The following is a 20,987-nucleotide window of genomic DNA, read 5'->3' on the forward strand; positions in this document are numbered from 1 at the left end:
GAGTGGGTTACCACAAGTAATTGATGTTATTGAACTTTAGTCTTCCTCTATGAGGCGGGCGGGACGCCTGGCGGGCGTGTTGACGCCGGTTCGCGCCCGCGAGTAGCCTGTCATGGAGGCGGCGGAATCTGCTGCCGCCGCAACGTTCAAGTTGTGGAGGAGATATGATGAAGAATCTGTCTGCAACCACGGGTCGCTATCTTGTCCTGTTGCGCAAGGACAAGCCTGAACATGGCATTCAGCGACTGGCCGCCCTTTCGAACATGCAGATACTCAGCGCGCAGGGCGACGAGGAGCTGGGAGCCGCGACCTTGCCGCCGCAGTGCGCGGTGGTGTTTCATAGCATCGGCGTGATGCTGGTGCGGTGCGCGCCGGAACAGCAGCCCTCGCTCAGGAGCCTGGTGACGGCTGAAGACAGCCCCATCCTGGCCGTGGAGCCCGAACGCAGCGTTCGGGCCCTGGCGCGCGTGCAGGACGATCCGCCGCTCGCCGATCCCGTCGCCGATGAGTTGACCTGGGGGGTGCGAGCCGTGGGCGCGGCCCTGTCGCCGTACACGGGAAAGGGCGTGCGCATTGCCATTCTGGACACCGGCCTGGATATGGAACATCCGGATTTCGAGGGACGGACAATCGTGTCGCGCTCCTTCATCCATGGCGAGGACGTCCAGGACCGGAACGGTCATGGCACGCATTGCGCGGGCATCGCAGCCGGGCCGCTCAAGCCAGGATCAGGGCCACGCTACGGCGTTGCGGGTCAGGCGGAACTGTATGTGGGCAAGGTTTTGAACAATGAGGGCTCGGGAACCGAGGGCGGCGTGCTGGAGGGCATCAACTGGGCCATCGAGAATGAATGCCAGGTCGTCTCTCTGTCGCTGGGCAGCCCGGTCGAGGAGGGGGAACCGTATTCGCGCGTGTTCGAAGAAGTCGCCCGGCGCGCGTTGGCAGCCGGTACGATGCTGATCGCGGCGGCCGGCAACGAAAGCCGCCGTCCCGATTATCTTGCGCCGGTCGGGCATCCGGCCAATTGCCCTTCCATCATGGCGGTGGGCGCCGTCGATGAGCAGCTTCACGTGGCGCCTTTTTCTTGCGCGGGTCTGAACAAAGATGGCGGCCAGGTGGGCATCGCAGCGCCGGGAGTCAACGTGCGCTCGGCCTGGACGAGGCCGAAACTTTACAACACGATCAGCGGCACCAGCATGGCCACGCCGTTCGTGGCGGGCGTGGCGGCCCTGTATGCGCAGGCCGACAAGGCCAACCGCGGGCGGGCGCTCTGGGACAGGCTGGTGAAACAGGTGCGGTCCCTGGACGATCCGGAGCGGGACGTAGGCGCGGGCCTGGTCCACGTGTCGGACAAGACGTGATCATTTTTTGTTCTGGATTGCCATGTCCTATATTCGATTGAACATCATCATCCAGGATGCCTGGCGCGACCGCTTCGAGCAGGTCGTGGAGGACTGCCGGCGCGCCGGCCTGCTCGTCGAGCGGGAGATGCGCACGGTCGGGCTCGTCTCGGGCTCCATCGACAGCCCTCTTCTGGATCTTCTCGAGCGGGTGGAAGGCGTGGGCGCCATTGAGATCGACCGGCAGGTGAAGGCGCTGGACTGAGTTCCTTCTTTTTTGAGCCGGCTTCGCCCATGACGGCGAGGCCGGCTTTGCCCTGCAAAATGAAAACGGCCTTTTTGGATCTTTCCAAAAAGGCCGTTGCATTAGGTGGTCGGGGCGGCGGGATTCGAACTCGCGACCCTCTGGTCCCAAACCAGATGCGCTACCAGACTGCGCTACGCCCCGACTAAGAAAAAAATTATATCCCTGGTTCTTGAGATTGGCAAGCAGCGCTTCGTGCATCGCCACGAATAAATGCTTTAAGGTCAAAATTAGTTACTGCTCTGTAATTAAAAGAGCGATTAAGTGCTTTAGGGTGAAAATTAGCAGTTCCACTGTAAATCTATGTATCCCCGCTCTGGTTTGTCCAAGTCGCTGAGCTATAGTTAAAACAAGCGACTACGCTGAATCCTTGCTTTGCGATCCTTGTTTGTTTTTCAGAAATGGGCGGCATTCAGAGCACCGGGGGTTAAAAATAGAACAGGGCGCGAGTGCTGCTCATCGGGTTTTCCAGAGGAGAGAACGAGATGAGCATATTGCTAGAGAGCCAGACGCTGACACGGCGGCGTTTCCTGACCATGGTGGGGTATGCCGCCGGCGGCGCCGCCATGTACCAGGCGATGATGAAGCTGGGACATGCGGCCGAGGGCAGCTACGACGGCCCCATTCGGCTGGAGGGCAAGCCCAGGGAGGGCACCACCGTGCTGGTCCTGGGCGCGGGACTGGCCGGCATGGTGTCGGCGCTGGAGCTGCGCAATGCGGGCTACAAGGTCAAGATTCTGGAATACCGGGAGAAAGTCGGCGGCCGCAACTGGTCGCTGCACGGCGGGGACAGCTTTACCGAACTGGGCGGAGCCAGGCAGGACGTCAAGTTCGACAAGGACCAGTACATCAATCCCGGTCCATGGCGGATTCCTTTCCACCACCGTGCCTTGCTGGATTACTGCAAGCGCCTGAACGTCAAGCTGGAACCCTTCATCCAGTACAACTTCAACGCCTATCTGCACAGCAGCGGCCATTTCAACGGCACGCCGCAGCGTTTTCGCCATATCCACGCCGACTTCCAGGGGCAGGTGGCCGAACTGATGTCCAAAGCCATCAATGCCGGCAAGCTGGACGAGCCCCTGTCCAAGGAAGACCAGGAGCGGATGCTGGAGGCGCTGCGCAGTTGGGGCGCCCTGGACAAGAACATGGCGTATGTCAAGGGCATGGCCAGTTCCTCGGTACGCGGCTTCGAGCGCGATGCAGGCGGCGGGCTGGGGGCAGAGCCCATATTTTCCGAACCCCTGGCTCTGGCCGACATCGTCCGGTCCGATGGCTGGCACAACATGGGTATCCACGACCTGTACGAGTTCCAGCAGACCATGTTCCAGCCGGTGGGCGGCATGGACCAGATCGGCGCAGCCTTCGGCCGGGAACTGGAGGGCCTGATCACCTTCAACGCCAAGGTGACGGCCATCAAGCAAGCCGACGGCAAGGTCACCGTGGCCTATACGGACCACAACAGCGGCAAGGAGTCCAAGGAAACGGCGGACTGGTGCGTATGCACGATTCCCCTGTCCATCCTCAGCCAGATCGAACTGGACGCCAGCAAGGAAATGCTGGCCGCCATCGACGCCGTGCCGTACGCCCCTTCGGTCAAGATCGGCCTGCAGTTCAAGCGGCGCTTCTGGGAGGACGATGAGGCCATCTACGGCGGCATCACCTATACGGATCTGCCCATCACGCAGATCTCCTATCCCAGCACCGGCATGTTGTCCTCCAGGAAAGGCGTGCTGCTGGGCGGATACATGTTCGGCCCTTCAGCCATGGAATGGTCGTCGCTCAGCCCGGAGGAGCGGGTCCAGAAGGCGGTGGAATATGGCGCGCAGATCCACAAGCAATACAAGGACGAGTTCGAGAGCGGCGTGTCCGTGGCCTGGCACCGCGTGCCCTGGACGCTGGGCTGCTACGGCATGTGGACCGAACAGACGCGCAAGGCGCACTACGAGAATCTGTGCAAGATCGACGGCAATCTGGTGCTGGCCGGCGAGCACGCCTCGTATGTGAATGCCTGGCAGGAGGGCGCGATCCTGTCCGCCCTGAACGCCATCACCCGCCTGCACGCGCACGTGACCGGCAATCGTCAGGCCGACAATCAAGGAGACAAGTCATGATTCTGCGATCGCTTGCTGTTTTCATTGCTTCGGGCCTGCTGAACGTCAGCATGGCCGATACGGCCGTGGTGGGCGGGGACACGGAGGTATTCACCCAGAAGACCGGCCAGGAGATCTACGACCAGGTCTGCATTTCCTGCCACATGGCCGGGGGCAAAGGCGCCGAAGGAGCCGGCAAGTATCCGGCCCTGGCCAACAATCCCAAACTGGCGGCCGCCGGCTACCCCATTTTCATGGTGATGGTGGGCAACAAGGGCATGCCGGGCCTGGGCGGCGTGCTCAACGACGAGCAGATTGCCGAAGTGGTCAATTATATCCGCACGCATTTCGGCGATAATTACACTGACAAGGTCACCGCCAAGGACGTGGCGGCCCAACGGCCCAAGGATCATCAGTATTTCGATCTGAACTGACCGGGAGAGCGACATGGACGGCGCCATCTGGAGCACGGCTTTCGAACTGGAGAATCCGGTCCTGGAGTCCGTGCTCCGGGGAACCGTCGTGTATTTCGTATTGTTCATCCTGCTCCGGCTGGCGGGCCGGCGCGAGCTCGGCTCGCTGGGCCCGGCCGATCTGCTGATCCTGTTGCTGATTGCCGACGCCAGCGGCAATGCCATGACCGGCGGCAGCAATTCGCTGACCGATGGCTTGCTGGTGGCGGCCACCATCGTGGCCTGGGGGTACATCATCGATTGGCTGATGTATCGCTTTCCTCTGCTGAACAGGCTGGCGACCGCGCGCAAGGTCTGCGTGGTCCGCGACGGGGAGCTGCAATGGCGCAACATGAGGCGGGAATACGTGACCCGGGAGGAGATCATGAGCGAGATGCGGCTCGCAGGCATCGAGTCGCTGGACGAGGTTCGGGTCGCCTACATCGAGCCCAATGGAAAGCTGAGCTTTTTGAAGAAAAGCTAGGTTTCGGTGCTTCTCAGGCCCGGTAGCCGGTGGAGATCCATTGGAAGCAGACCCAGAAAACGGTCAGCGCCACCGGAATGGGCAGCAGCGCGATGATCTTCAGGCCTGGAGGGCGCTTCTGTCCGTGCAGGCCGCGCCGGTAGACCAGGATGCTGATCAGGCACGAGAGGGCGGGCAGGAGCAGAATGGGCAGCAGCAGAAAAGCCGTGGGCAGGGTCAGCAGCGCCAGAAACAGGGCCAGACAGCTCAAACCCAGGATTTTCAGATTGCTCATGGCGTTCTTTGCCCGATCAGGTCCGCCCCGTAGGGGGCCAATAGCAAAAAAGCACCGGTGAACGGTGCTTTTTCAAAGGGGTGGTCGGGGCGGCGGGATTCGAACTCGCGACCCTCTGGTCCCAAACCAGATGCGCTACCAGACTGCGCTACGCCCCGACTAAAGACAAGCATCATAGATGGATTTCGCCTCAAGGTCAAGGCTCGGACAGCGTGAATGCCATCCGGGCCGCCTCAGCGGGTCTGCAAGTGGGGCAGGGTGTAGGCATGCTCGTGGTAGGCCCAGCTGGGCCAGAGCACATGGGCCAGGGCTTCTTCGGCCAGGGCCGCGTCGACTTCTGGCAAGGGGTCATACTGGTCCGGCGCGGTGAAGCGATACTGGCCGGGTTCCTGGTGCGGGGCCAGCACGGTCAGGATGTCGCCCTTCAGGTAGCCGTAGTTCTCGTAGTACTGCATCATGGCCCGGCCGCTGTCCTGGCGGGTCAGGTCGCGTCCTATCATGGGGTGTTCGCAGTCTATGCCCATGAGCGAGAGCAGGGTGGGCGCCAGGTCGATCTGGCTGATGATGCGTTCGTCCTGGCGGGCCGGCACGCCGCCGCCCAGGATCAGGGCGGGAATATGGAAGTGCTTGAGAGGCACCAGGCTGGCGCCGCCCACGCGCGAGTCGTGATCGGCCACGATCAGGAACAGGGTGTCGTCCCAGTAGTCGGCCGCGCGCGCCTTGCGGAAGAAATCGCCGATGGCCCAGTCCGCGTAGCGCACGGTGTTCTCCACGGTGGCCGGGTCGCCCTGCACCTGGATGCGGCCGGCCGGATACTCCCAGGGCGAGTGATTGCTGACCGAGAAGGCCAGCGTCAGCGTGGGCTGGTCGCCGTCCCGGCTGAGCAGCTCGTGCAGCTTGTTGAACATGTCCTCGTCGCTGGCGCCCCAGGTGCCCACGAATTGCGGCGACTCGAAGCTGGACTGTTCATGCAGCTCGTCGAAGCCGTTGCCCAGGAAGAAGCTCTTCATGTTGTCGAAGTGGGCTTCGCCGCCGTAGATGAAGCGCGAGCGGTAGCCTTGCTCCTTGAGCAGCTGGGCCAGGGTGAAGAAGCGGCTCTGGGAGCCGGGCAGGCGCAGCGCGGCGTCGGCCACGGTGGGCGGGAAGCCCGCACTGACGGCTTCCAGGCCGCGCACCGAGCGGGTGCCGGTGGCGTAGGCGCGACGGAAGTTCCAGCCCGTCAGGGCCAGCTTGTCCAGCTCCGGCGTCAGGCCCGCGCCGCCCAGGTTGCCCACGTACTGCGCGCCCAGGCTTTCCTCGACGATCAGCACCAGCTTGGGCTTGCGGGGCCGGGCGTGGGTGGGCTGCTGGCGGTGCAGGGTGGGCAGGGCCGCGCGGGCCGGGCGGCAACTGCGCGGCTTGGCGCACGATCTCATTCATGCGCTGCGGATCCATGTGGCCGTAGATGTCCTGCGCCGAACGCTCGTTCTTCATGCTGTAGACGGCATAGGCCACGTTGTACAGCGAGTTCAGGGGCAGGGTATTGACCATGCTGTCGCCGCACCAGGCCACGGTGGAGGGATTGATGGGACGGTGCGCCAGCGTGCCGCGTATGGCCAGGGCGCACAGGGCGGCGGCGGCCAGCATCCACAGGGGGCGCAGCCACCAGCTCATGACGGGATCGGGGGCGGAGTTGCCGAAAATCGTCCAGCCCGACCAGACGATCAGAGCCAGGCCCGCCAGGGCGGCGGCGATCATCAGCTTGTAGCCTTTCCAGAGCATGCCCAGGACTTCCTGGGGGTGCTTGAGGTAGTCCACGTAGAGGCGGTTGGGCCGGGTGTCGTATTCGATGATGAACTGGGGCGTGGACACTTCCAGCAGGGCCAGCATGAACCAGGCGAACGTGAACCAGACCGCGGCTGCGGTCGTGGCCCAGGCATGGTGGCCCAGCCAGGGAGCCAGCAGGGCGATCGGCGCGCACAGGGCGGCGATCATCAGCGCGTCGATGCGCAGTCCGCCCAGCAGCACGGGAACGAGGCCGCCGGCCTGGCGCACGCGCGGCCATTGCCAGAATGCGAAGGCCAGCCGGAAAGAGGTTAGCAGGATCAGGGCCGAGGGAACGAACAGATAGATGAGGTGGCGCATAAGGAGCTGTCCCGCGCCGCGCCGGGCGCCGGCGGCGGAACGAAGATTGGATTCGCCTCGATTGTATGACAGTTTTTCCCGCTGGACCCTGCGGTAAAAAGGCCCCGGACCTGATCCGGTCCGGGGCTGGAAACGAGCGGCGGGAACCGGCACCGCCCGGGGAGGTGCGGGGAGTTCCGGCCCCTTCGCGAACGAGGGGGCCGGTGTGCTTTGGCGCGTGCTCAGGCGACGTGCTGGCGCGGTCCGGTGCGCGCCCGGAACTGGCCGCGCTGCTGTTCGCGCAGCGCATAGGCCTTCAGGCGTCCGGCTTCCTTGATGTAGCCATAGCCGCGTATCAGTTCGGGGTAGCTCAGCCAGCGCTGGGCGGTTTCCATATTGTCCGCGTTCAGGTGTTCGCAGACCTCGGCCAGGTCGGCCAGGTAATCCTCGATGCCCTGGCGTTCGTGGCGGCGTTCCTGACTGTAGCCGAACATGTCCAGCGGCGTGCCGCGCAGGCCGCGCAGCCGCGCCAGGAAGCGGAACAGCGTCATGGTGGAAGGCCCGAAACGGCTCTTGATGGGCTGGCCCTGGCTGTTCTTGCGTCCCAGGATGGGCGGCGCCAGATGATACTGGATCTGATAGTCCGTGCCCGGTTCCCCGGCGAACTGGGCGCGCAGCTTGTCCAGGAAAGCCGGGTCGGTATAGAGGCGCGCGACTTCGTACTCGTCCTTGTAGCTCATCAGCCTGGCCAGTTGAGTGGCGGCCGTGCGGGTCAGGGGCAGGGACTTGTCCAGCCCCAGCCGGGCTTCGCGAGCCAGCAGGGGGTCGATGGCGTCGCGGTAGCGCTGGGCCCAGTCCGGATTCTGGTAGGCGCTCAGGTGGGCCTCCATCCGCTTGACCAGGGACTGCACGGTTTCGGGAAAGGCGACGGGGCGGGCGCTGGGCTCCGAGCCTTCCATCAGCGCCTGCATGCCGCGCGCGGCGGCCAGCCGGCCCCATTGGAAGGCCTGGCGGTTGGCTTCCACGGCCACGCCGTTCAGTTCGATGGCGCGCAGCAGGCTGTTCATCTGCAGCGGAATCCAGCCGCGCTGGTAGGCGTAGCCCAGCAGGATGGGATTGGCGTAGATGGCGTCGCCCATCACGTGCACGGCCAGGGCGTTGGCGTCCAGGTAGCGGGTGTGGCTGCCGATGGCGTTCTCGATGTCGGTGCAGGCCGTCTTCAGAGGGAACTTCCAGTGCGCGTTGCCGATCAGGTCCGAGGTCGGGCTGGCGGCGGTGTTGATGATGGCGCGGGTCTGGTCGCGGCTCACGCGGCTGAGCACCTCGGTGGAGGCGCTGACCAGGGCGTCGCTGCCGATGAGCAGCGACGCTTCGCCCGTGGGCACGCGGGTGGCGTGCAGCAGGTCGGGATGGCGGGCGATCTGGACGTGGCTGAGCACCGCGCCGCCCTTCTGGGCCAGGCCGGCCATGTCCAGGACCGTGACGCCCTTGTTCTCCAGGTGGGCCGCCATGCCCAGCAGGCCGCCGACGGTGATGACGCCGGTGCCGCCTATGCCCGCGATCAGGATGCCGAAGGTCTTGTCCAGCTCAGGCAGCACGGGCAGGGGCAGGTCCGCCAGGTGGAAGGACTCCAGCGAGCGGCCCTTGGCCTGCGGCTTGCGCAATTGGGCGCCTTTCAGGGTGACGAAGCTGGGACAGAAGCCGTTCACGCAGGAGAAGTCCTTGTTGCACGAGGACTGGTTGATGGTGCGCTTGGTGCCCAGCGGCGTTTCCAGGGGCTCCACGGACAGGCAGTTGGATTTGACCGAGCAGTCGCCGCAGCCTTCGCAGACCGTGTCGTTGATGAAGGCGCGCAGGGCGGGATCCGGGTAGGTGCCTTTCTTGCGGCGGCGGCGTTTCTCGGTGGCGCAGGTCTGGTCGTAGACCAGCACTGTGGTGCCCGGAATGTCGCGCAGCTCGCGCTGGACGCGGTCCAGTTCGTCGCGGTGGTAGACAGGCGGATTGCCGGCCAGGCTCACGCCCTTGAATTTTTCCGGCTCGTCGGTGACCACCACGATCTTCTTGGCGCCTTCGGCATGGACCTGGGCAATCACGTCCGTAACCTTGAGCACCCCGTCCACCGGCTGGCCGCCCGTCATGGCCACGGCGTCGTTGTACAGGATCTTGTAGGTGATGTTGGAGTTGGCGGCGATCGAGGCGCGTATGGCCAGGACGCCGGAGTGGAAGTAGGTGCCGTCGCCCAGGTTGGCGAAGACGTGTTTTTCCTTGGTGAAAGGCTGCTGGCCTATCCAGGCCACGCCTTCCCCGCCCATGTGGCTGAAGGTGGAAGTGCTGCGGTCCATCCAGATCGTCATGTAGTGGCAGCCTATGCCGGCCATGGCGCGCGAGCCTTCGGGCACGCGGGTGGACGTGTTGTGCGGACAGCCGGAACAGAACCAGGGCTTGCGCTCGGCGGTCACGCGCGGCACGCGGGCTTCGCGGTCCTTGGCGTCCAGGATGGCCAGGCGCGCCTGGATGCGGGCGCGCAGCTCGTCCGGAATGTCCATGGTGTTCAGGCGGCGCGCGATGGCGCGCGCAATGATGGCGGGGGACAATTCGCCCTGCGCGGGCAGCAGCCAGGGCGAGCGCGGCATGGACCATTCGCCGCCGCCGTGTTCGGTCTCGTCGAACTTGCCGTAGATCTTGGGGCGCACGTCGTCGCGCCAGTTGTACAGCTCCTCCTTCAGGGCGTATTCCAGGATCTGGCGCTTTTCTTCGATGACCAGGATTTCCGTCAGGCCGGTGGCGAACTGGCGCGCATCCTGCGCGTCCAGCGGCCAGATGCAGCCGACCTTGAGCAGGCGTATGCCCAGCTCGGAACACAACTGATCGGACAGGCCCAGGTCGGCCAGCGCCTGGCGGGTGTCCAGATAGGCCTTGCCGGCGGTCATGATGCCGAAGCGCGCCTGCGGGGAATCGATTTCAATACGGTTGAGCTTGTTGGCGCGCACGTAGGCCAGGGCGGCATACCACTTGTGGTTCATCATGCGCGCTTCCTGGACCAGCGGTGGGTCCGGCCAGCGTATGTTCAGCCCGTCGGCGGGCAGGTCCTCGATCTGCGGCAGCACGATCCGCACGCGTTCCGGATCCAGGTCCACCGAGGCGTTGGATTCGACCACTTCCGTGACGCACTTGAGCGCCACCCAGAGGCCCGAGAAGCGGCTCATGGCCCAGCCGTGCTGGCCGAAGTCCAGATATTCCTGCACATTGGCCGGATACAGCACGGGAATGCCGGCGGCCGCGAAGACGTGTTCGGACTGGTGGGCCACGGTGGAGGATTTGGCGCCGTGGTCATCGCCCGCCAGCACCAGCACGCCGCCGTGGCGCGAGCTGCCGGCGGAGTTGGCGTGCTTGAGCACGTCCATGGAGCGGTCCACCCCCGGCCCCTTGCCATACCACATGCCGAACACGCCGTCGTACTGGGCGCCGTCGTACAGATTGGTCTGCTGGCTGCCCCAGACCGCCGTGGCGGCCAGGTCCTCGTTCAGCCCCGGCTTGAAGACGATGTCGTGTTCCTTCAGGTGCTTGTCGGCCTGCCAGAATGCCAGGTCCAGGCCGCCCAGCGGAGAGCCCCGGTAGCCTGACACAAAGCCGGCCGTGTTCAGGCCGGCGCGCCGGTCGCGTTCTTTCTGCAACATGGGCAGGCGCACCAGCGCCTGGGTGCCGCTCATGTAGGCGCGCCCCTGTTCGATAGTGTATTTATCGTCCAGCGACACGGACTCCAACATGGCCTTGTGGGGCTTGTTGAGTGGAGCATTCATGGTTTTGTCTCCTGCAGGAATTGTGTTCGTGCAAGTTGTCGTAATTATGGCTTTAGTCTAGTGAAGCTTTTTGCTATCGTAAAATCAAATTTACGTGTATCTGATATCTGAAAAACGGATGGGCCATGAAACACGAAGTGACCTTGCGGCAGTTCCGATATTTCATCGCCGCCGCCGTGAGCGGCCAGTTCTCGGCGGCCGCCGAGGCGGAGAACGTTTCCCAGTCGGCGATCAGCAATGCGGTGCAGAGCCTGGAGCGGCGCCTGAACGCCCCCTTGTTCGAGCGCCTGCCGCACGGCGTGGCGCTTACGCCCCAGGGGCAGGTTTTCTTTCATCATGCCCATCACGTGCTGGATGCCGTCAATGACGCGCTCAATCATGCCGACCTGAAGCGGCAGAACATCAGGGGCCAGATCCACGTGGCCGCCGGCTATACCGTTCTGGGCTATTTCCTGCCCGACCTGCTCAGCCGCTTCAAGCACAGCTACCCGAATATCGACATCGCCCTCGTGGACATGGAGCGTCCGGCCATGGAGCAGGCTCTGCAACGCCAGGAGATCGACCTGGGCATAGGGCTGCTGTCCAATATCGCTCACCTGGAGCAGTACGGCCACCATCGCCTGGCCAGTTCGCGCCGGCGGCTGTGGGTGTCCGACCAGCACGCGCTGGCGCGCGAATCCAGCGTGACACTGGCGCAGATCAATGAGCAGCCTTATATCCTGCTGACGGTGGACGACGCGGACACGGCGGCGGCCCGCCATGGGGGGCAGGGCGCCTTTCCGGAGCGGGTGGCCATGAAGACGCGTTCGCTGGAGGCGGTGCGGGGCCTGGTGGCCTACGGATTCGGGGTCAGCATCCTGTCGGACATGGTCTACCGGCCCTGGTCGCTGGAAGGCAAGCGCATCCATGCGGTCGGCATCAGCGATCCGGTCGAGCCCATGGAAGTAGGCCTGCTCTGGCCCCGGGGGCGCGAGCCCATCGGCCTGGTGGCGCTGTTCCAGCGCTTCCTGATCCAGGCCTGCGAGCAGGACATGGCCCGCGCCAGCCTGGGAGGGCGGCGCGGGGGCGGTCTGCTCTAGAGAGCGCTAGGGGACCAGGGCCAGGCCGATGCGGAACTGGCCGGGGCTGCGTTCGCGGTAGCCCAGCATGGTTTCGGCGTAGCCGGAGAAATACTGGCCGTACAGGTAGCCGTTCATGTTCAGCGGCGTGCGCTTGAGCGGCCAGGCGATCGAGATCTCCTTGGTTTCGCGTCCCTGCGAGGCGCGGTTGTACAGGCCCGACAGCACCAGCCCGTTGTCCTGGGCGTAGCGCAGGCGCCAGTCCACACGGCCGCGGTAGTCCGCCCAGTCGTCGTTCTCGCCCATGAATACGTAGTGCTTGACGCGCGGCGCGAAAGTCAGCGTGGCGCCGTGATCGAAACGGTAGTTGAATTCAGGCTGGATGAAGAAATCGTTCATGGAGCGCGAATCGGCGCCCGCCTTCCCGTTGGAGGCGTGTTCGTAGCCCGTGGCCAGCCCCACGAAGACGCTCTTCTGTTCGGACTCCCAGATGGAGTCCTTGCGCCAGAACAGGCTGGGGTTGTAGGTGGTGTCCACAAAGGGCTTGGAATCCGAGTGCAGGTCCCAGAGCGCGGTCTGCGTGTAGCCGAGGTAGAAGTGGTCGTAGAAGCGCGGATTGTTGGGGTCCGACGGCGAATGCAGGCGATACTTGAAGCTCAGCTGGAAGCGAGCATTGTTGCCGTCCTTGTTGCCGACCACGAAATAGGTGGGGTCGTGCGCGGAGATCGCGTTGCGGAAATTCTCGAAGCTGGACGTCGCCGGGCGCAGTCCCTGGCCGCTGTTGATCGCGGGGCCGTGTTCGGAGGCGCCTGCGGCGGCTACCTGGGCTGCCGGCAGCGCTGGGTCGGGGGAACGCGGATTGCCGCTGGCGCCCGCGTCGACCACCGCGGCCACGGCCGGCGTGGAGGTGATGGGGCTGTTGCCCTGGGAGTTGGTGTCCAGCGCCAGCATGACGCGCTCGCCTTCGATGTTGACGGCCTGCAGGCCTTTCAGGCCGTTGGGCACGACGGCGCGCCAGCTGTAGGCGGTGAAATTGTTGACTGGAATCGAGGCCTGGCGGTTCGGCGTCTCCAGTTCAGCCAGGCTGCGCACCACATTGCCTGCGTTGTCGCGCCATTGCAATACCAGGTTGCGCGGGGCGGTCCAGGTCATGAGGCTGCCGGTGTCGTTGAACACCAGCGCATCGATGTTGACGCTTTCGCCCGAGCTGGCGTGCACCTGGCGCAGCTGGTAATTGACGCCCGCCTGCGCGGTGCCGAGGGCGGCTCCCAGCACGATGAACGGGGCGGCAAGGAGAAACGGGTGTTTGCGTTGGGTCTTCGTCGTCTGCATGGCTTTCCCAATGATTCTCATTTATCCGTGCACGACTGTACCATTGCAATGCGGGAATGGTATTTGTGCCCCTGGTTTTTTACGTTCTTACGCCGGGCTTGCGTCTGGTTGCTATGCAAAAGTCGTTTTCGCGCTAAAATGCCTGATTACCTTGGGTTGCCTTGTTCGCATGGCGTGCACAGGCAGGGCGCCCGGGGCGAATGTTCCGCACGGCTTGCCACGGTAGCCTTCCGTCGGCCTTGCGCGTCTTCATCCTGGCGGGTGTAGCTCAGTTGGATAGAGCACAGGCCTTCTAAGCCTGGGGCCGGGGGTTCGAATCCCTCCACCCGTGCCAGCGTCACACCTATCCCTCAGCAGTTACCCTTATCCCGCTTTCCAGTAAGCATGGTGTAAGTGTCGCCGTCTAATGTTCACCGCATAGACGCCGGAAGGCGTCTGCACAGCACCGTCGCCGGCCCTGCCAGGGCCGGTCCGGTTCAAAAGATCCGCCGGCCAATCAGGCGGTCAGAACAATACGGAGACAAAACATGCAGGATCCTCTTGTAGGCCGGATCACGGCCAATCCCCGTTATCAGAAACTGGTCAAGACCCGGCTGCGCCTGGGATGGATTCTGACCATCATCATGCTGGCGGCGTATTACAGCTACATCGGCATCATTGCGTTCGACAAGGAGCTGTTCGCCCGGCGGCTGGGCGAGGGCGTCATGACCGTAGGCATCCCCGTGGGCTTTGGCGTCATCGTGCTGGCCGTGGTCATCACCGGCATCTACGTGTGGCGCGCCAACACCAAGTTCGACGCCATGGCCCGCGAAGTCCTCGAGGAGGTGCGCAAATGAAGCATTCCCTTCTTCGTTCCGGGCTGGCGCTGGGGCTGCTGCTGGCCAGCCCCGTCCTGATGGCGGCCGGCGGCGATCTGGGCGAGCTGCAGAAGCAGGCCACCAACTGGACGGCCATCGCCATGTTCGGCGTCTTCGTGCTGGCCACCCTGTGGATCACCAAATGGGCGGCTGCGCGCACCAAGTCCGTGTCCGACTTCTATACGGCCGGCGGCGGCATCACGGGCTTTCAGAACGGCCTGGCCATTGCCGGCGACTACATGTCCGCGGCCTCCTTCCTGGGGATCTCGGCGGCCGTCATGATCAACGGCTACGACGGCCTGATCTACTCCATCGGCTTTCTGGTGGGCTGGCCCGTCATCACCTTCCTGCTGGCGGAGAAGCTGCGCAACCTGGGCAAGTTCACTTTTGCCGACGTGGCCGCCTACCGTTTCCGCCAGGGCCCCATCCGCGCCTTCGCGGCTTCGGGCACGCTGGTGGTGGTGCTGTTCTACCTGATCGCGCAGATGGTGGGCGCGGGCCAGTTGATCAAGCTGCTGTTCGGCCTGGAGTACTGGGTGGCCGTGGTGCTGGTGGGCGTGCTGATGATGGTCTACGTGCTGTTCGGCGGCATGACGGCCACGACCTGGGTGCAGATCATCAAGGCCGGCCTGCTGCTGTTCGGCGCTTCCTTCATGGCCATCATGGTACTGGCCCAATACGGCTTCTCGCCTGAAAAGCTGTTCGCCGCCGCCGTGCAGGTCAAGACCGAGTCCGCCCTGGCCGCCGGCAAGGATGCGGCCCAGGCATCGAGCATAGGCCAGGCCATCATGGGGCCGGGCAATTTCATCAAGGATCCGATCAGCGCCATCTCCTTCGGCATGGCCCTGATGTTCGGCACCGCCGGCCTGCCTCACATCCTGATGCGCTTCTTCACCGTGCCCGATGCCAAGGAAGCGCGTAAATCGGTGTTCTGGGCCACGACCTGGATCGGCTACTTCTACATCCTGACCTTCATCATCGGCTTTGGCGCCATCGTGCTGGTGTCCACCAATCCCAAGTTCCTGGAAGCCACGGGCGAGCTCATCGGCGGCTCCAACATGGCGGCCGTGCACCTGGCCGACGCGGTGGGCGGCGACATCTTCCTGGGCTTCATGTCGGCCGTGGCCTTCGCCACCATCCTGGCCGTGGTGGCCGGCTTGACGCTGTCGGGAACCTCGGCCGTATCGCACGACCTGTACTCGACCCTGATCAAGAAGGGCGACGCCAGCAACGAAGAAGTGCTGCGCGTCTCGCGCATCACTACCCTGATCCTGGGCGTGATCGCCGTGCTGCTGGGCATCCTGTTCGAGAAGCAGAACATCGCCTTCATGGTGTCGCTGGCCTTCGCCATCGCCGCCTCGGCCAACTTCCCCGTGCTGTTCCTGTCCATTCTGTGGAAGGGCTGCACGACGCGTGGGGCCACGATAGGCGGATTCCTGGGCCTGTTCACCGCCCTGATCCTGACCCTGCTCTCGCCCTCGGTCTGGGAAGCCACCCTGGGCAATCCCGCAGGCTCGTCGCCGTTCCCCTATGCCTCGCCTGCCTTGTTCTCCATGCCTCTGGCCTTCGTCTCCATCTGGCTGTTCTCGGTGCTGGACAACAGCCCGCGCGCCCAGATCGACCGCGATGGCTTCGCGGCGCAGTCCGTGCGCTCCGAAACCGGCATAGGCGCGGCTGCGGCTTCTTCGCACTGACCACGCGCCTTCGCGACAGCCTCGCCGTTCACGGCGAGGCCAGGCGGGGCGATATCGTTCTTCAACCGTGCTCCGGAAGGCGTCCGCAGGGCGCCTTCAGCAGTGTGCCCCGAGCCTTACAGGCGGACGGGGCTTCCCGCCGGCGTGACTACGAGTCGCGCCGGTTTTTTTGCTGCTGGATGAGCAAAGCCCCCCGGCCGGGGGGGCTTTGGATTCATGCGCTCAGACGGGACGCCGTGTTCTTTTCAGGCCTGCGGCAAGCCGTCGAAGCGTTCATAGAAATAGGGGGCCGCTTCGGGGGCGTGCTCGTCTTCGGCGCGCAGCGTGGCCAGGATGTACTGTTCGGCCTTGCCGCAGACCTGGCGGTAGATGTCCCGGCACAATTCGTAAGCCTGTTTGCCCGCCCAGCCGGCCGGCAGCAATTCGATGGGCAGTTGCGGGTCGTGCAGCTGGATGCGGCGGAACTCGTGGATCAGCAGCGTGCGCGCGACGAAAGCCTGCTCGTCGCTGTAGCGCCGGTCGCCAGCCAGCAGCTCGCGCACGGGCGCAAAGCGCCGGATGAATTCGCCGTAGCCTTTGGCCACCAGGGCCAGGTCCCAGCTTTCTTCGATCAATTGCGCCAGCGGGCGGGTTTCGGGCAGCTCGGCCGGCTCCAGCTTGGCCACGTAGACCTGGGCGCTCGCCTGGGCCGCCTGCAGGATGTAGTCCAGTATGGTGTGGTCCGGATTGGGGTGCAGGAAGGCCGTGGGCGACAAGGCGCAGAAACCTTCCCACAGCAGTTCCTTGCGCAGGTCGGCGCGCTGCTTGGAATTCATCATCAGGCCCGGCAGGCTGAACACCAGCGTCCATTTGCCGTTCCAGGCCAGGTAGGTGGGCGTGTAGATGCGCTGGTAGGCATGCTCGAAGCGCCGGCTGGCCTCGGGACGCAGGGTGTACTGGCTGCGCCGGCCTTCGCGCTGCGCGCTGAGCCAGCCTTCCTCGGCCAGACGGTAGACGCTGGTGCGCACCAGGCGATCGCTGATGCCGAAGGGAGCCAGCAGCTGGATCAGGCTGCCCAGCCACAGCTTGCCGCCGTGCGGACGGATGACATCGCCAAACAAGGTCATGACCAGGGATTTGGCGCGCGGAGGACGAGATTCCAGATGGTGGGCGGCCCAATGGGCCAGGTCGCGGTAGGGAAGGTCGGACATTGTTCTATTGTTTTTGTAAGGGCCAGGGCTTGTTAACGATCTCCTTGAAGCTCGTCAACAGGTCCCGGAGGCTGAAGTCGGGTGGATCGCCTGCCTTGCCAGGCCTGTTTCTGCCTGGATTATAAAGCGCCTGCCCGCTCTCTACCTGAAACTGGCGAGGGTTTATATGGATTTTCTGATTTTCTATCGCCAAGCCATTCATGTTAGGGTGGAGCCCTGCGCGCGCTGATGGCGACGGTGCAACTCGAAACCAAACTGACGAGCCGATGGTTATGACTCAACTCAATACCGCAGAAGTGACTCTCGAACGCGAAGGCGATCAGGTCTTCATCACCTTGTCCAACCCGGGCAAGCTCAATGCGCTGACCGTATCCATGTGGGGGCAGTTGCAGGCCCACATGAAGACCGTCTCGCAGGATATGGACGTGCGCGCGGTCATCATTCGCGGCGCCGACCGCCAGTTCGCCGCCGGAGCGGACGTCAGCGAATTCCAGTATGTCCGCACCGACCTGGACAGCGTGATGCACTATCACACCAAGGTGCTTGCGCCGGCGCTCCAGGAAATCGCCAATTGCCCGCATCCGGTCATTGCGCAGATCGAAGGCGTATGCGTGGGCGAGGGTCTGGAGATTGCGGTGCAGTGCGACCTGCGCATTGCGGGCCAGAGCGCCCGGTTCGGCGCGCCGACCAACAAGCTGGGCCTGCCCATGGCTCCTGAGGAAATCCGCACCCTGTTGTCCCTGGCCGGGCCGGCCGTGACGCGCGAGCTGCTGCTGGAAGGGCGGGTGTTCAGCGCGGCCGAAGCCAAGGAAAAAGGCTTGCTGACCCGCATCGTGGACGACGGCGAAGTGGCCGAGGAAGTCGCTCGCGCGGCCGCCCGCATCTGCGATGGCGGCCCGCTGGCGGCGCGATTGAACAAGCAGATGATCAACCGCCTGCTCAAGAGCGACGCGCCCTTGAGCATCGGAGAGATGCACGATTTCTTCCGCTACGCCGAGACCAAGGATCACCAGGAAGGCGTGCGCGCCTTCCTGGCCGGCGAGTCGCCGACCTTCACGGGGGACTGAGGCCGCGCGCCCGGATCGTTACAGGTAGGGGCTGGCCAGCCAGATCAGGCGGTTGCGCAGGCGCTTGCCGAAGGGGATCGCTCCCAGCGATTCCAGGCTGACGGCCTGCGCGTCTTCGATTTCCTTGTCGATCAGGTTCTGGATGTGGCGCGCGGTTTCGCGGCTGTATATCTCCACGTCCAGCTCGAAGTTCAGGCGCAGGCTGCGCGGGTCCAGGTTTGACGAGCCCACGTAGGACCAGGCGCCGTCGATGGTGATGAGCTTGGAATGGTTGAACGGGCCGCTGGCGCGCCAGACCCGGCAGCCGGCGCGCAGCACCTGGTCCAGCTGCGCCGTCATGGCGTAGTTCACCAGGCGCAGATTGTTCTGTCCCGGAATCACGATATCCACTTGAATGCCGCGTCGGGCGGCGGTGTTCAGCGCGCCCAGCAGGATCTGGTCGGGCAGGAAATAAGGCGACTGGATGCGGATGTGACGCTGCGCCACCGCGAAGGCGCCCAGCAGCATGTGATGCGTGCTGGCCATGAACCGGTCCGGGCCGGTGCAGATGCAGCGTGCCGGCACGTGCGGCTTGGGCGCCTGCCAGTTGTCCGCGCACCATTGCGAATGCGGCAGCGCTTCGCGGGTGGTGAACTGCCAGTCGTGCGCGAAGGAGGCGGCCAGCTGCACCACGACAGGGCCTTCCAGGCGGAAATGCGTGTCGCGCGACGGATGGCCGTCCGTGTACTGCGCCATGAAGCTCTCGCGCAGGTTCATGCCGCCGGTGAAGCCGATGGCGCCGTCCACGATCAGCAGCTTGCGGTGGCTGCGCAGATTGGCATAGGGCATGCGCATGAATCCCAGCGGATTGGTCATGAACAGCGCGCAGCGTATGCCTTCGCGGCGCAGCAGGCGCACCACGGGGACGCGCGAATACTTGGCGCCTATGGCGTCAACCAGCACGCGGATCTGGACGCCGCGCTGATGCGCCTGGGCCAGGGCCTGGACGAATTCGCGCCCCAGTCGGTCGCTGTCGAAGATATAGCTTTGCAGGGCGATGGTGCTGCGGGCTTCCCGTATGGCCTGCAGCATGGCGGGATAGGCCTGGTCGCCGCCGTCCAGCACCTGCACATTGTTGCCGTTGCGAAGCTGGCTGCGGCTGACCCGGTCGCCCAGTATCTGCAGGGAGCGGAACTGCGGACCGGCCAGCGGGCCGACGTCGGACACCGGCGGGTACAGATAGGAGGCCTGCTCGCGAAAGACCTCAGCGCCGTGCTCGAGCAGGTTCTGCCGGCGCACCCGGTTGATGCCGGCGATCAGATACAGGAAAGGGCCGAGCAGCGGCGACATGACGATCACGCCCACCCAGCTGATGGCGGCGCGCACGTCGTTCTTGGTCATGGCGGCGTGGATGGCCGCCGAGACGCCGAGCACTACGCTCAGGCCCAGAGCCAGATGCGGCCAGTAGTCCTGGAGCAGGGCGCGCAGATGGATCAGGTGTTCCTGCATGCGGACTCGCGGGACGTGTCGTTGTCCGGCAGGGCCGGGCGTTGATACAGGGCCTGCGCCCACGCCGGATTGGGCCGGCCCTGGCCCGCGGGTTTCTGCAGGCGCGAGGGCGCGCGCCAGACGCCGCCGCCTATGCCGGGCGAGGGCGTCACGCCATACCAGTACCATTGGCCGTCTTCATCCTGGGCCAGCCAGTCCCAGCCCGCCGGCGCCTGATCCCAACAGGGAAAGCCGTATTCCATCCGCATGCCTCCAGGAAATGGGGACAGACTAGGGTATAAGAAAGTATCGTTTTGTGCCAGTTTCCAAGACTCGGTGAAAGGGGCGGGGCGGCCGCTGGTCCGGTGCGGGAACAGTTTGTCCGGCATGCAGATGCGTGAGCGGCCCGGCTCTGCTACGATGAACGGACGCAAAAAAAACCCGCTCAGCGGGCGGGCTTTTCAGGTGCGTGCACCATTTCCGATTCTTGTCACCAAAGCAGGAGAAAGAAAAATGCGGGAAACAGCATGTTTAGTGGGGTGACCGATGGGACTCGAACCCACGACAACCGGAATCACAATCCGGGACTCTACCAACTGAGCTACGGTCACCACTGTACTGCTGATCGCTTTTTTACTCTTGGCCTGCGGGCCTTGATGTAAAAAAGCTATTCTAGCATGGCTTTTTTGGAAAGTGCAATACTTGCGTTCGCATTTCTCCTTCCGGATACGCAAGCGATCTTGCCGCGCTGCGCAAGCATCAGGTTTAATCATCCTCCCAATAATAAAGGAAGCGCGATATGTCTCAGTTATTCGTCGTTCATCCCGAGAATCCCCAGCCACGCGCCATGGCTCAGGCCGCCGAGCTGCTGGCCAAAGGAGGGCTGGTCGCCGTTCCCACCGACTCCAGCTATGCCGTGGTGGCGCGCCTGGATGACAAGTCCGCCGCGGAAAGCCTGCGGCGCCTGCGCGGTCTGGATGAGCGCCACCACCTGACTCTGCTGTGCCGCGACCTGGCCGAGATCAGCCTGTTCGCCAAGGTCGACAATCCTCAATACCGACTCTTGAAAATGGCCACGCCCGGCCCCTGGACCTTCATCCTGGAAGCCACCAAGGAAGTGCCGCGCCGCGTGTCGCACCCGTCGCGCAAGACCATAGGCATACGCGTGCCCGGCCAGAATGTGGCCCTGGCGCTGATCGAGCAGGCCGGCAGCCCGCTGATTTCCACCACCCTGATCCCAGAGGGCGAGGACGAACCCCTGAACGACGCCCAGGAGATCCTGGAACGTTATGCCCATCAACTGGCGGCCGTGGTCGACGGCGGCCCCTGCCCCCTGCAGGCCACCACCGTGATCGACCTGACCGGCGCGACTCCCGAGGTGCTGCGCCGCGGCTCGGGCGATCCGTCCTTGCTGGGCCTGTCCTGACCGCGGGCGGCAGGAAAAAATTCGCGCCCGGACGCGCATTCGTGTT

Annotated in this window: 16 protein-coding genes, 4 tRNA genes and 1 pseudogene; 11 read left to right on the forward strand and 10 right to left on the reverse strand. The window is 64.2% G+C overall.

From position 1 onward, the window contains the following. The first annotated feature begins 164 nt into the window (after positions 1-164). Positions 165-1,361: a S8 family serine peptidase gene (locus tag ACF3ND_RS04465; RefSeq protein WP_394064647.1), complete on the forward strand. Its 1,197-nt coding sequence runs from the start codon at positions 165-167 to the stop codon at positions 1,359-1,361. Positions 1,362-1,383: 22 nt separating this feature from the next. Beyond that, entirely contained in the window at positions 1,384-1,605 is a 222-nt protein-coding gene (locus ACF3ND_RS04470; RefSeq protein ID WP_394064649.1) for a hypothetical protein, read from the forward strand. Between the two features lie 106 nt (positions 1,606-1,711). Here the strand turns inward: ACF3ND_RS04470 and ACF3ND_RS04475 are convergent. After that, positions 1,712-1,788, reverse strand: a tRNA-Pro gene (locus ACF3ND_RS04475). Between the two features lie 341 nt (positions 1,789-2,129). Between ACF3ND_RS04475 and ACF3ND_RS04480 the strand changes: the two genes are divergently transcribed. From ACF3ND_RS04480 to ACF3ND_RS04490, 3 genes are read left to right on the forward strand one after another with little or no spacing between them, the layout of a single operon-like run. Continuing rightward, positions 2,130-3,758 carry a flavin monoamine oxidase family protein gene (locus ACF3ND_RS04480; protein WP_394064651.1) on the forward strand — a complete coding sequence of 543 codons (1,629 nt, stop codon included), beginning with the start codon at positions 2,130-2,132 and terminating at the stop codon, positions 3,756-3,758. Then, positions 3,755-4,171 (forward strand): c-type cytochrome, encoded by a 417-nt coding sequence (locus ACF3ND_RS04485; protein ID WP_394064653.1) that lies wholly within the window; start codon positions 3,755-3,757, stop codon positions 4,169-4,171. Before ACF3ND_RS04480 ends, ACF3ND_RS04485 begins: the two co-directional genes overlap by 4 nt. A 13-nt stretch (positions 4,172-4,184) precedes the next feature. Next, positions 4,185-4,673 (forward strand): DUF421 domain-containing protein, encoded by a 489-nt coding sequence (locus ACF3ND_RS04490; RefSeq protein WP_394064655.1) that lies wholly within the window; start codon positions 4,185-4,187, stop codon positions 4,671-4,673. Positions 4,674-4,686: 13 nt separating this feature from the next. On the opposite strand, the gene ACF3ND_RS04495 is transcribed toward ACF3ND_RS04490, so the two are convergent. From ACF3ND_RS04495 to ACF3ND_RS04510, 4 genes and pseudogenes are all read right to left on the reverse strand, one after another. Further along, on the reverse strand, positions 4,687-4,947 hold the full coding sequence (locus ACF3ND_RS04495; RefSeq protein WP_394064657.1) for a hypothetical protein: 261 nt from the start codon (positions 4,945-4,947) through the stop codon (positions 4,687-4,689). Positions 4,948-5,028: 81 nt separating this feature from the next. Beyond that, positions 5,029-5,105, reverse strand: a tRNA-Pro gene (locus tag ACF3ND_RS04500). Positions 5,106-5,180: 75 nt separating this feature from the next. Further along, positions 5,181-7,071: pseudogene (locus ACF3ND_RS04505) on the reverse strand (LTA synthase family protein). Between the two features lie 221 nt (positions 7,072-7,292). Continuing rightward, complete coding sequence (locus ACF3ND_RS04510; RefSeq protein WP_394064659.1) at positions 7,293-10,850, reverse strand: indolepyruvate ferredoxin oxidoreductase family protein; 3,558 nt, start codon at positions 10,848-10,850, stop codon at positions 7,293-7,295. A 125-nt stretch (positions 10,851-10,975) separates the two neighbouring features. Between ACF3ND_RS04510 and ACF3ND_RS04515 the strand changes: the two genes are divergently transcribed. Further along, positions 10,976-11,929, forward strand: a complete 954-nt coding sequence (locus ACF3ND_RS04515) for a LysR family transcriptional regulator (protein WP_394064660.1) — start codon at positions 10,976-10,978, stop codon at positions 11,927-11,929. Positions 11,930-11,935: 6 nt separating this feature from the next. On the opposite strand, the gene ACF3ND_RS04520 is transcribed toward ACF3ND_RS04515, so the two are convergent. Then, positions 11,936-13,240 carry a phospholipase A gene (locus ACF3ND_RS04520; RefSeq protein ID WP_394064662.1) on the reverse strand — a complete coding sequence of 435 codons (1,305 nt, stop codon included), beginning with the start codon at positions 13,238-13,240 and terminating at the stop codon, positions 11,936-11,938. A gap of 257 nt (positions 13,241-13,497) precedes the next feature. On the opposite strand from ACF3ND_RS04520, the gene ACF3ND_RS04525 reads away from it, so the two are divergent. The 3 genes from ACF3ND_RS04525 (at position 13,498) to ACF3ND_RS04535 (ending at position 15,791) form a co-directional block, all read left to right on the forward strand. Next, positions 13,498-13,574: transfer RNA gene (locus ACF3ND_RS04525), tRNA-Arg, on the forward strand. 193 nt (positions 13,575-13,767) lie between these two features. Then, a complete protein-coding gene (locus ACF3ND_RS04530) occupies positions 13,768-14,076 on the forward strand; it encodes a DUF485 domain-containing protein (RefSeq protein WP_394064664.1) in 309 nt (102 codons plus the stop codon). Then, positions 14,073-15,791, forward strand: coding sequence for a cation acetate symporter (locus tag ACF3ND_RS04535; protein WP_394064666.1), 1,719 nt, complete (start codon positions 14,073-14,075; stop codon positions 15,789-15,791). Before ACF3ND_RS04530 ends, ACF3ND_RS04535 begins: the two co-directional genes overlap by 4 nt. A 245-nt stretch (positions 15,792-16,036) precedes the next feature. On the opposite strand, the gene paaX is transcribed toward ACF3ND_RS04535, so the two are convergent. After that, on the reverse strand, positions 16,037-16,981 hold the full coding sequence (paaX, locus tag ACF3ND_RS04540) for a phenylacetic acid degradation operon negative regulatory protein PaaX (protein WP_394064668.1): 945 nt from the start codon (positions 16,979-16,981) through the stop codon (positions 16,037-16,039). A gap of 272 nt (positions 16,982-17,253) precedes the next feature. On the opposite strand from paaX, the gene ACF3ND_RS04545 reads away from it, so the two are divergent. Beyond that, complete coding sequence (locus ACF3ND_RS04545; protein WP_394064670.1) at positions 17,254-18,048, forward strand: enoyl-CoA hydratase/isomerase family protein; 795 nt, start codon at positions 17,254-17,256, stop codon at positions 18,046-18,048. Between the two features lie 18 nt (positions 18,049-18,066). Here ACF3ND_RS04545 and ACF3ND_RS04550 read toward each other — a convergent pair whose 3' ends face one another. The 3 genes from ACF3ND_RS04550 to ACF3ND_RS04560 form a co-directional block, all read right to left on the reverse strand. After that, positions 18,067-19,536, reverse strand: coding sequence for a phospholipase D-like domain-containing protein (locus ACF3ND_RS04550; protein WP_394064672.1), 1,470 nt, complete (start codon positions 19,534-19,536; stop codon positions 18,067-18,069). Further along, on the reverse strand, positions 19,521-19,778 hold the full coding sequence (locus tag ACF3ND_RS04555) for a hypothetical protein (RefSeq protein WP_394064674.1): 258 nt from the start codon (positions 19,776-19,778) through the stop codon (positions 19,521-19,523). Before ACF3ND_RS04555 ends, ACF3ND_RS04550 begins: the two co-directional genes overlap by 16 nt. A 272-nt stretch (positions 19,779-20,050) precedes the next feature. Beyond that, positions 20,051-20,126: transfer RNA gene (locus ACF3ND_RS04560), tRNA-His, on the reverse strand. A 188-nt stretch (positions 20,127-20,314) separates the two neighbouring features. On the opposite strand from ACF3ND_RS04560, the gene ACF3ND_RS04565 reads away from it, so the two are divergent. Next, positions 20,315-20,941, forward strand: a complete 627-nt coding sequence (locus ACF3ND_RS04565; protein WP_394064676.1) for an L-threonylcarbamoyladenylate synthase — start codon at positions 20,315-20,317, stop codon at positions 20,939-20,941. Positions 20,942-20,987 lie beyond the last annotated feature (46 nt).

The sequence above is a fragment of the Alcaligenes sp. WGS1538 genome, from assembly GCF_043187505.1.
GTDB lineage: Bacteria > Pseudomonadota > Gammaproteobacteria > Burkholderiales > Burkholderiaceae_B > Alcaligenes.

Excerpts from the sequence above, each read along its gene's own strand:
- ACF3ND_RS04465 (WP_394064647.1), top strand. The coding sequence starts at position 165 with ATGATGAAGAATCTGTCTGCAACCACGGGTCGCTATCTTGTCCTGTTG.
- ACF3ND_RS04470 (WP_394064649.1), top strand. The coding sequence starts at position 1,384 with ATGTCCTATATTCGATTGAACATCATCATCCAGGATGCCTGGCGCGAC.
- ACF3ND_RS04480 (WP_394064651.1), top strand. The coding sequence starts at position 2,130 with ATGAGCATATTGCTAGAGAGCCAGACGCTGACACGGCGGCGTTTCCTG.
- ACF3ND_RS04485 (WP_394064653.1), top strand. The coding sequence starts at position 3,755 with ATGATTCTGCGATCGCTTGCTGTTTTCATTGCTTCGGGCCTGCTGAAC.
- ACF3ND_RS04490 (WP_394064655.1), top strand. The coding sequence starts at position 4,185 with ATGGACGGCGCCATCTGGAGCACGGCTTTCGAACTGGAGAATCCGGTC.
- ACF3ND_RS04495 (WP_394064657.1), bottom strand. The coding sequence starts at position 4,947 with ATGAGCAATCTGAAAATCCTGGGTTTGAGCTGTCTGGCCCTGTTTCTG.
- ACF3ND_RS04510 (WP_394064659.1), bottom strand. The coding sequence starts at position 10,850 with ATGAATGCTCCACTCAACAAGCCCCACAAGGCCATGTTGGAGTCCGTG.
- ACF3ND_RS04515 (WP_394064660.1), top strand. The coding sequence starts at position 10,976 with ATGAAACACGAAGTGACCTTGCGGCAGTTCCGATATTTCATCGCCGCC.
- ACF3ND_RS04520 (WP_394064662.1), bottom strand. The coding sequence starts at position 13,240 with ATGCAGACGACGAAGACCCAACGCAAACACCCGTTTCTCCTTGCCGCC.
- ACF3ND_RS04530 (WP_394064664.1), top strand. The coding sequence starts at position 13,768 with ATGCAGGATCCTCTTGTAGGCCGGATCACGGCCAATCCCCGTTATCAG.
- ACF3ND_RS04535 (WP_394064666.1), top strand. The coding sequence starts at position 14,073 with ATGAAGCATTCCCTTCTTCGTTCCGGGCTGGCGCTGGGGCTGCTGCTG.
- paaX (WP_394064668.1), bottom strand. The coding sequence starts at position 16,981 with ATGTCCGACCTTCCCTACCGCGACCTGGCCCATTGGGCCGCCCACCAT.
- ACF3ND_RS04545 (WP_394064670.1), top strand. The coding sequence starts at position 17,254 with ATGACTCAACTCAATACCGCAGAAGTGACTCTCGAACGCGAAGGCGAT.
- ACF3ND_RS04550 (WP_394064672.1), bottom strand. The coding sequence starts at position 19,536 with ATGCAGGAACACCTGATCCATCTGCGCGCCCTGCTCCAGGACTACTGG.
- ACF3ND_RS04555 (WP_394064674.1), bottom strand. The coding sequence starts at position 19,778 with ATGGAATACGGCTTTCCCTGTTGGGATCAGGCGCCGGCGGGCTGGGAC.
- ACF3ND_RS04565 (WP_394064676.1), top strand. The coding sequence starts at position 20,315 with ATGTCTCAGTTATTCGTCGTTCATCCCGAGAATCCCCAGCCACGCGCC.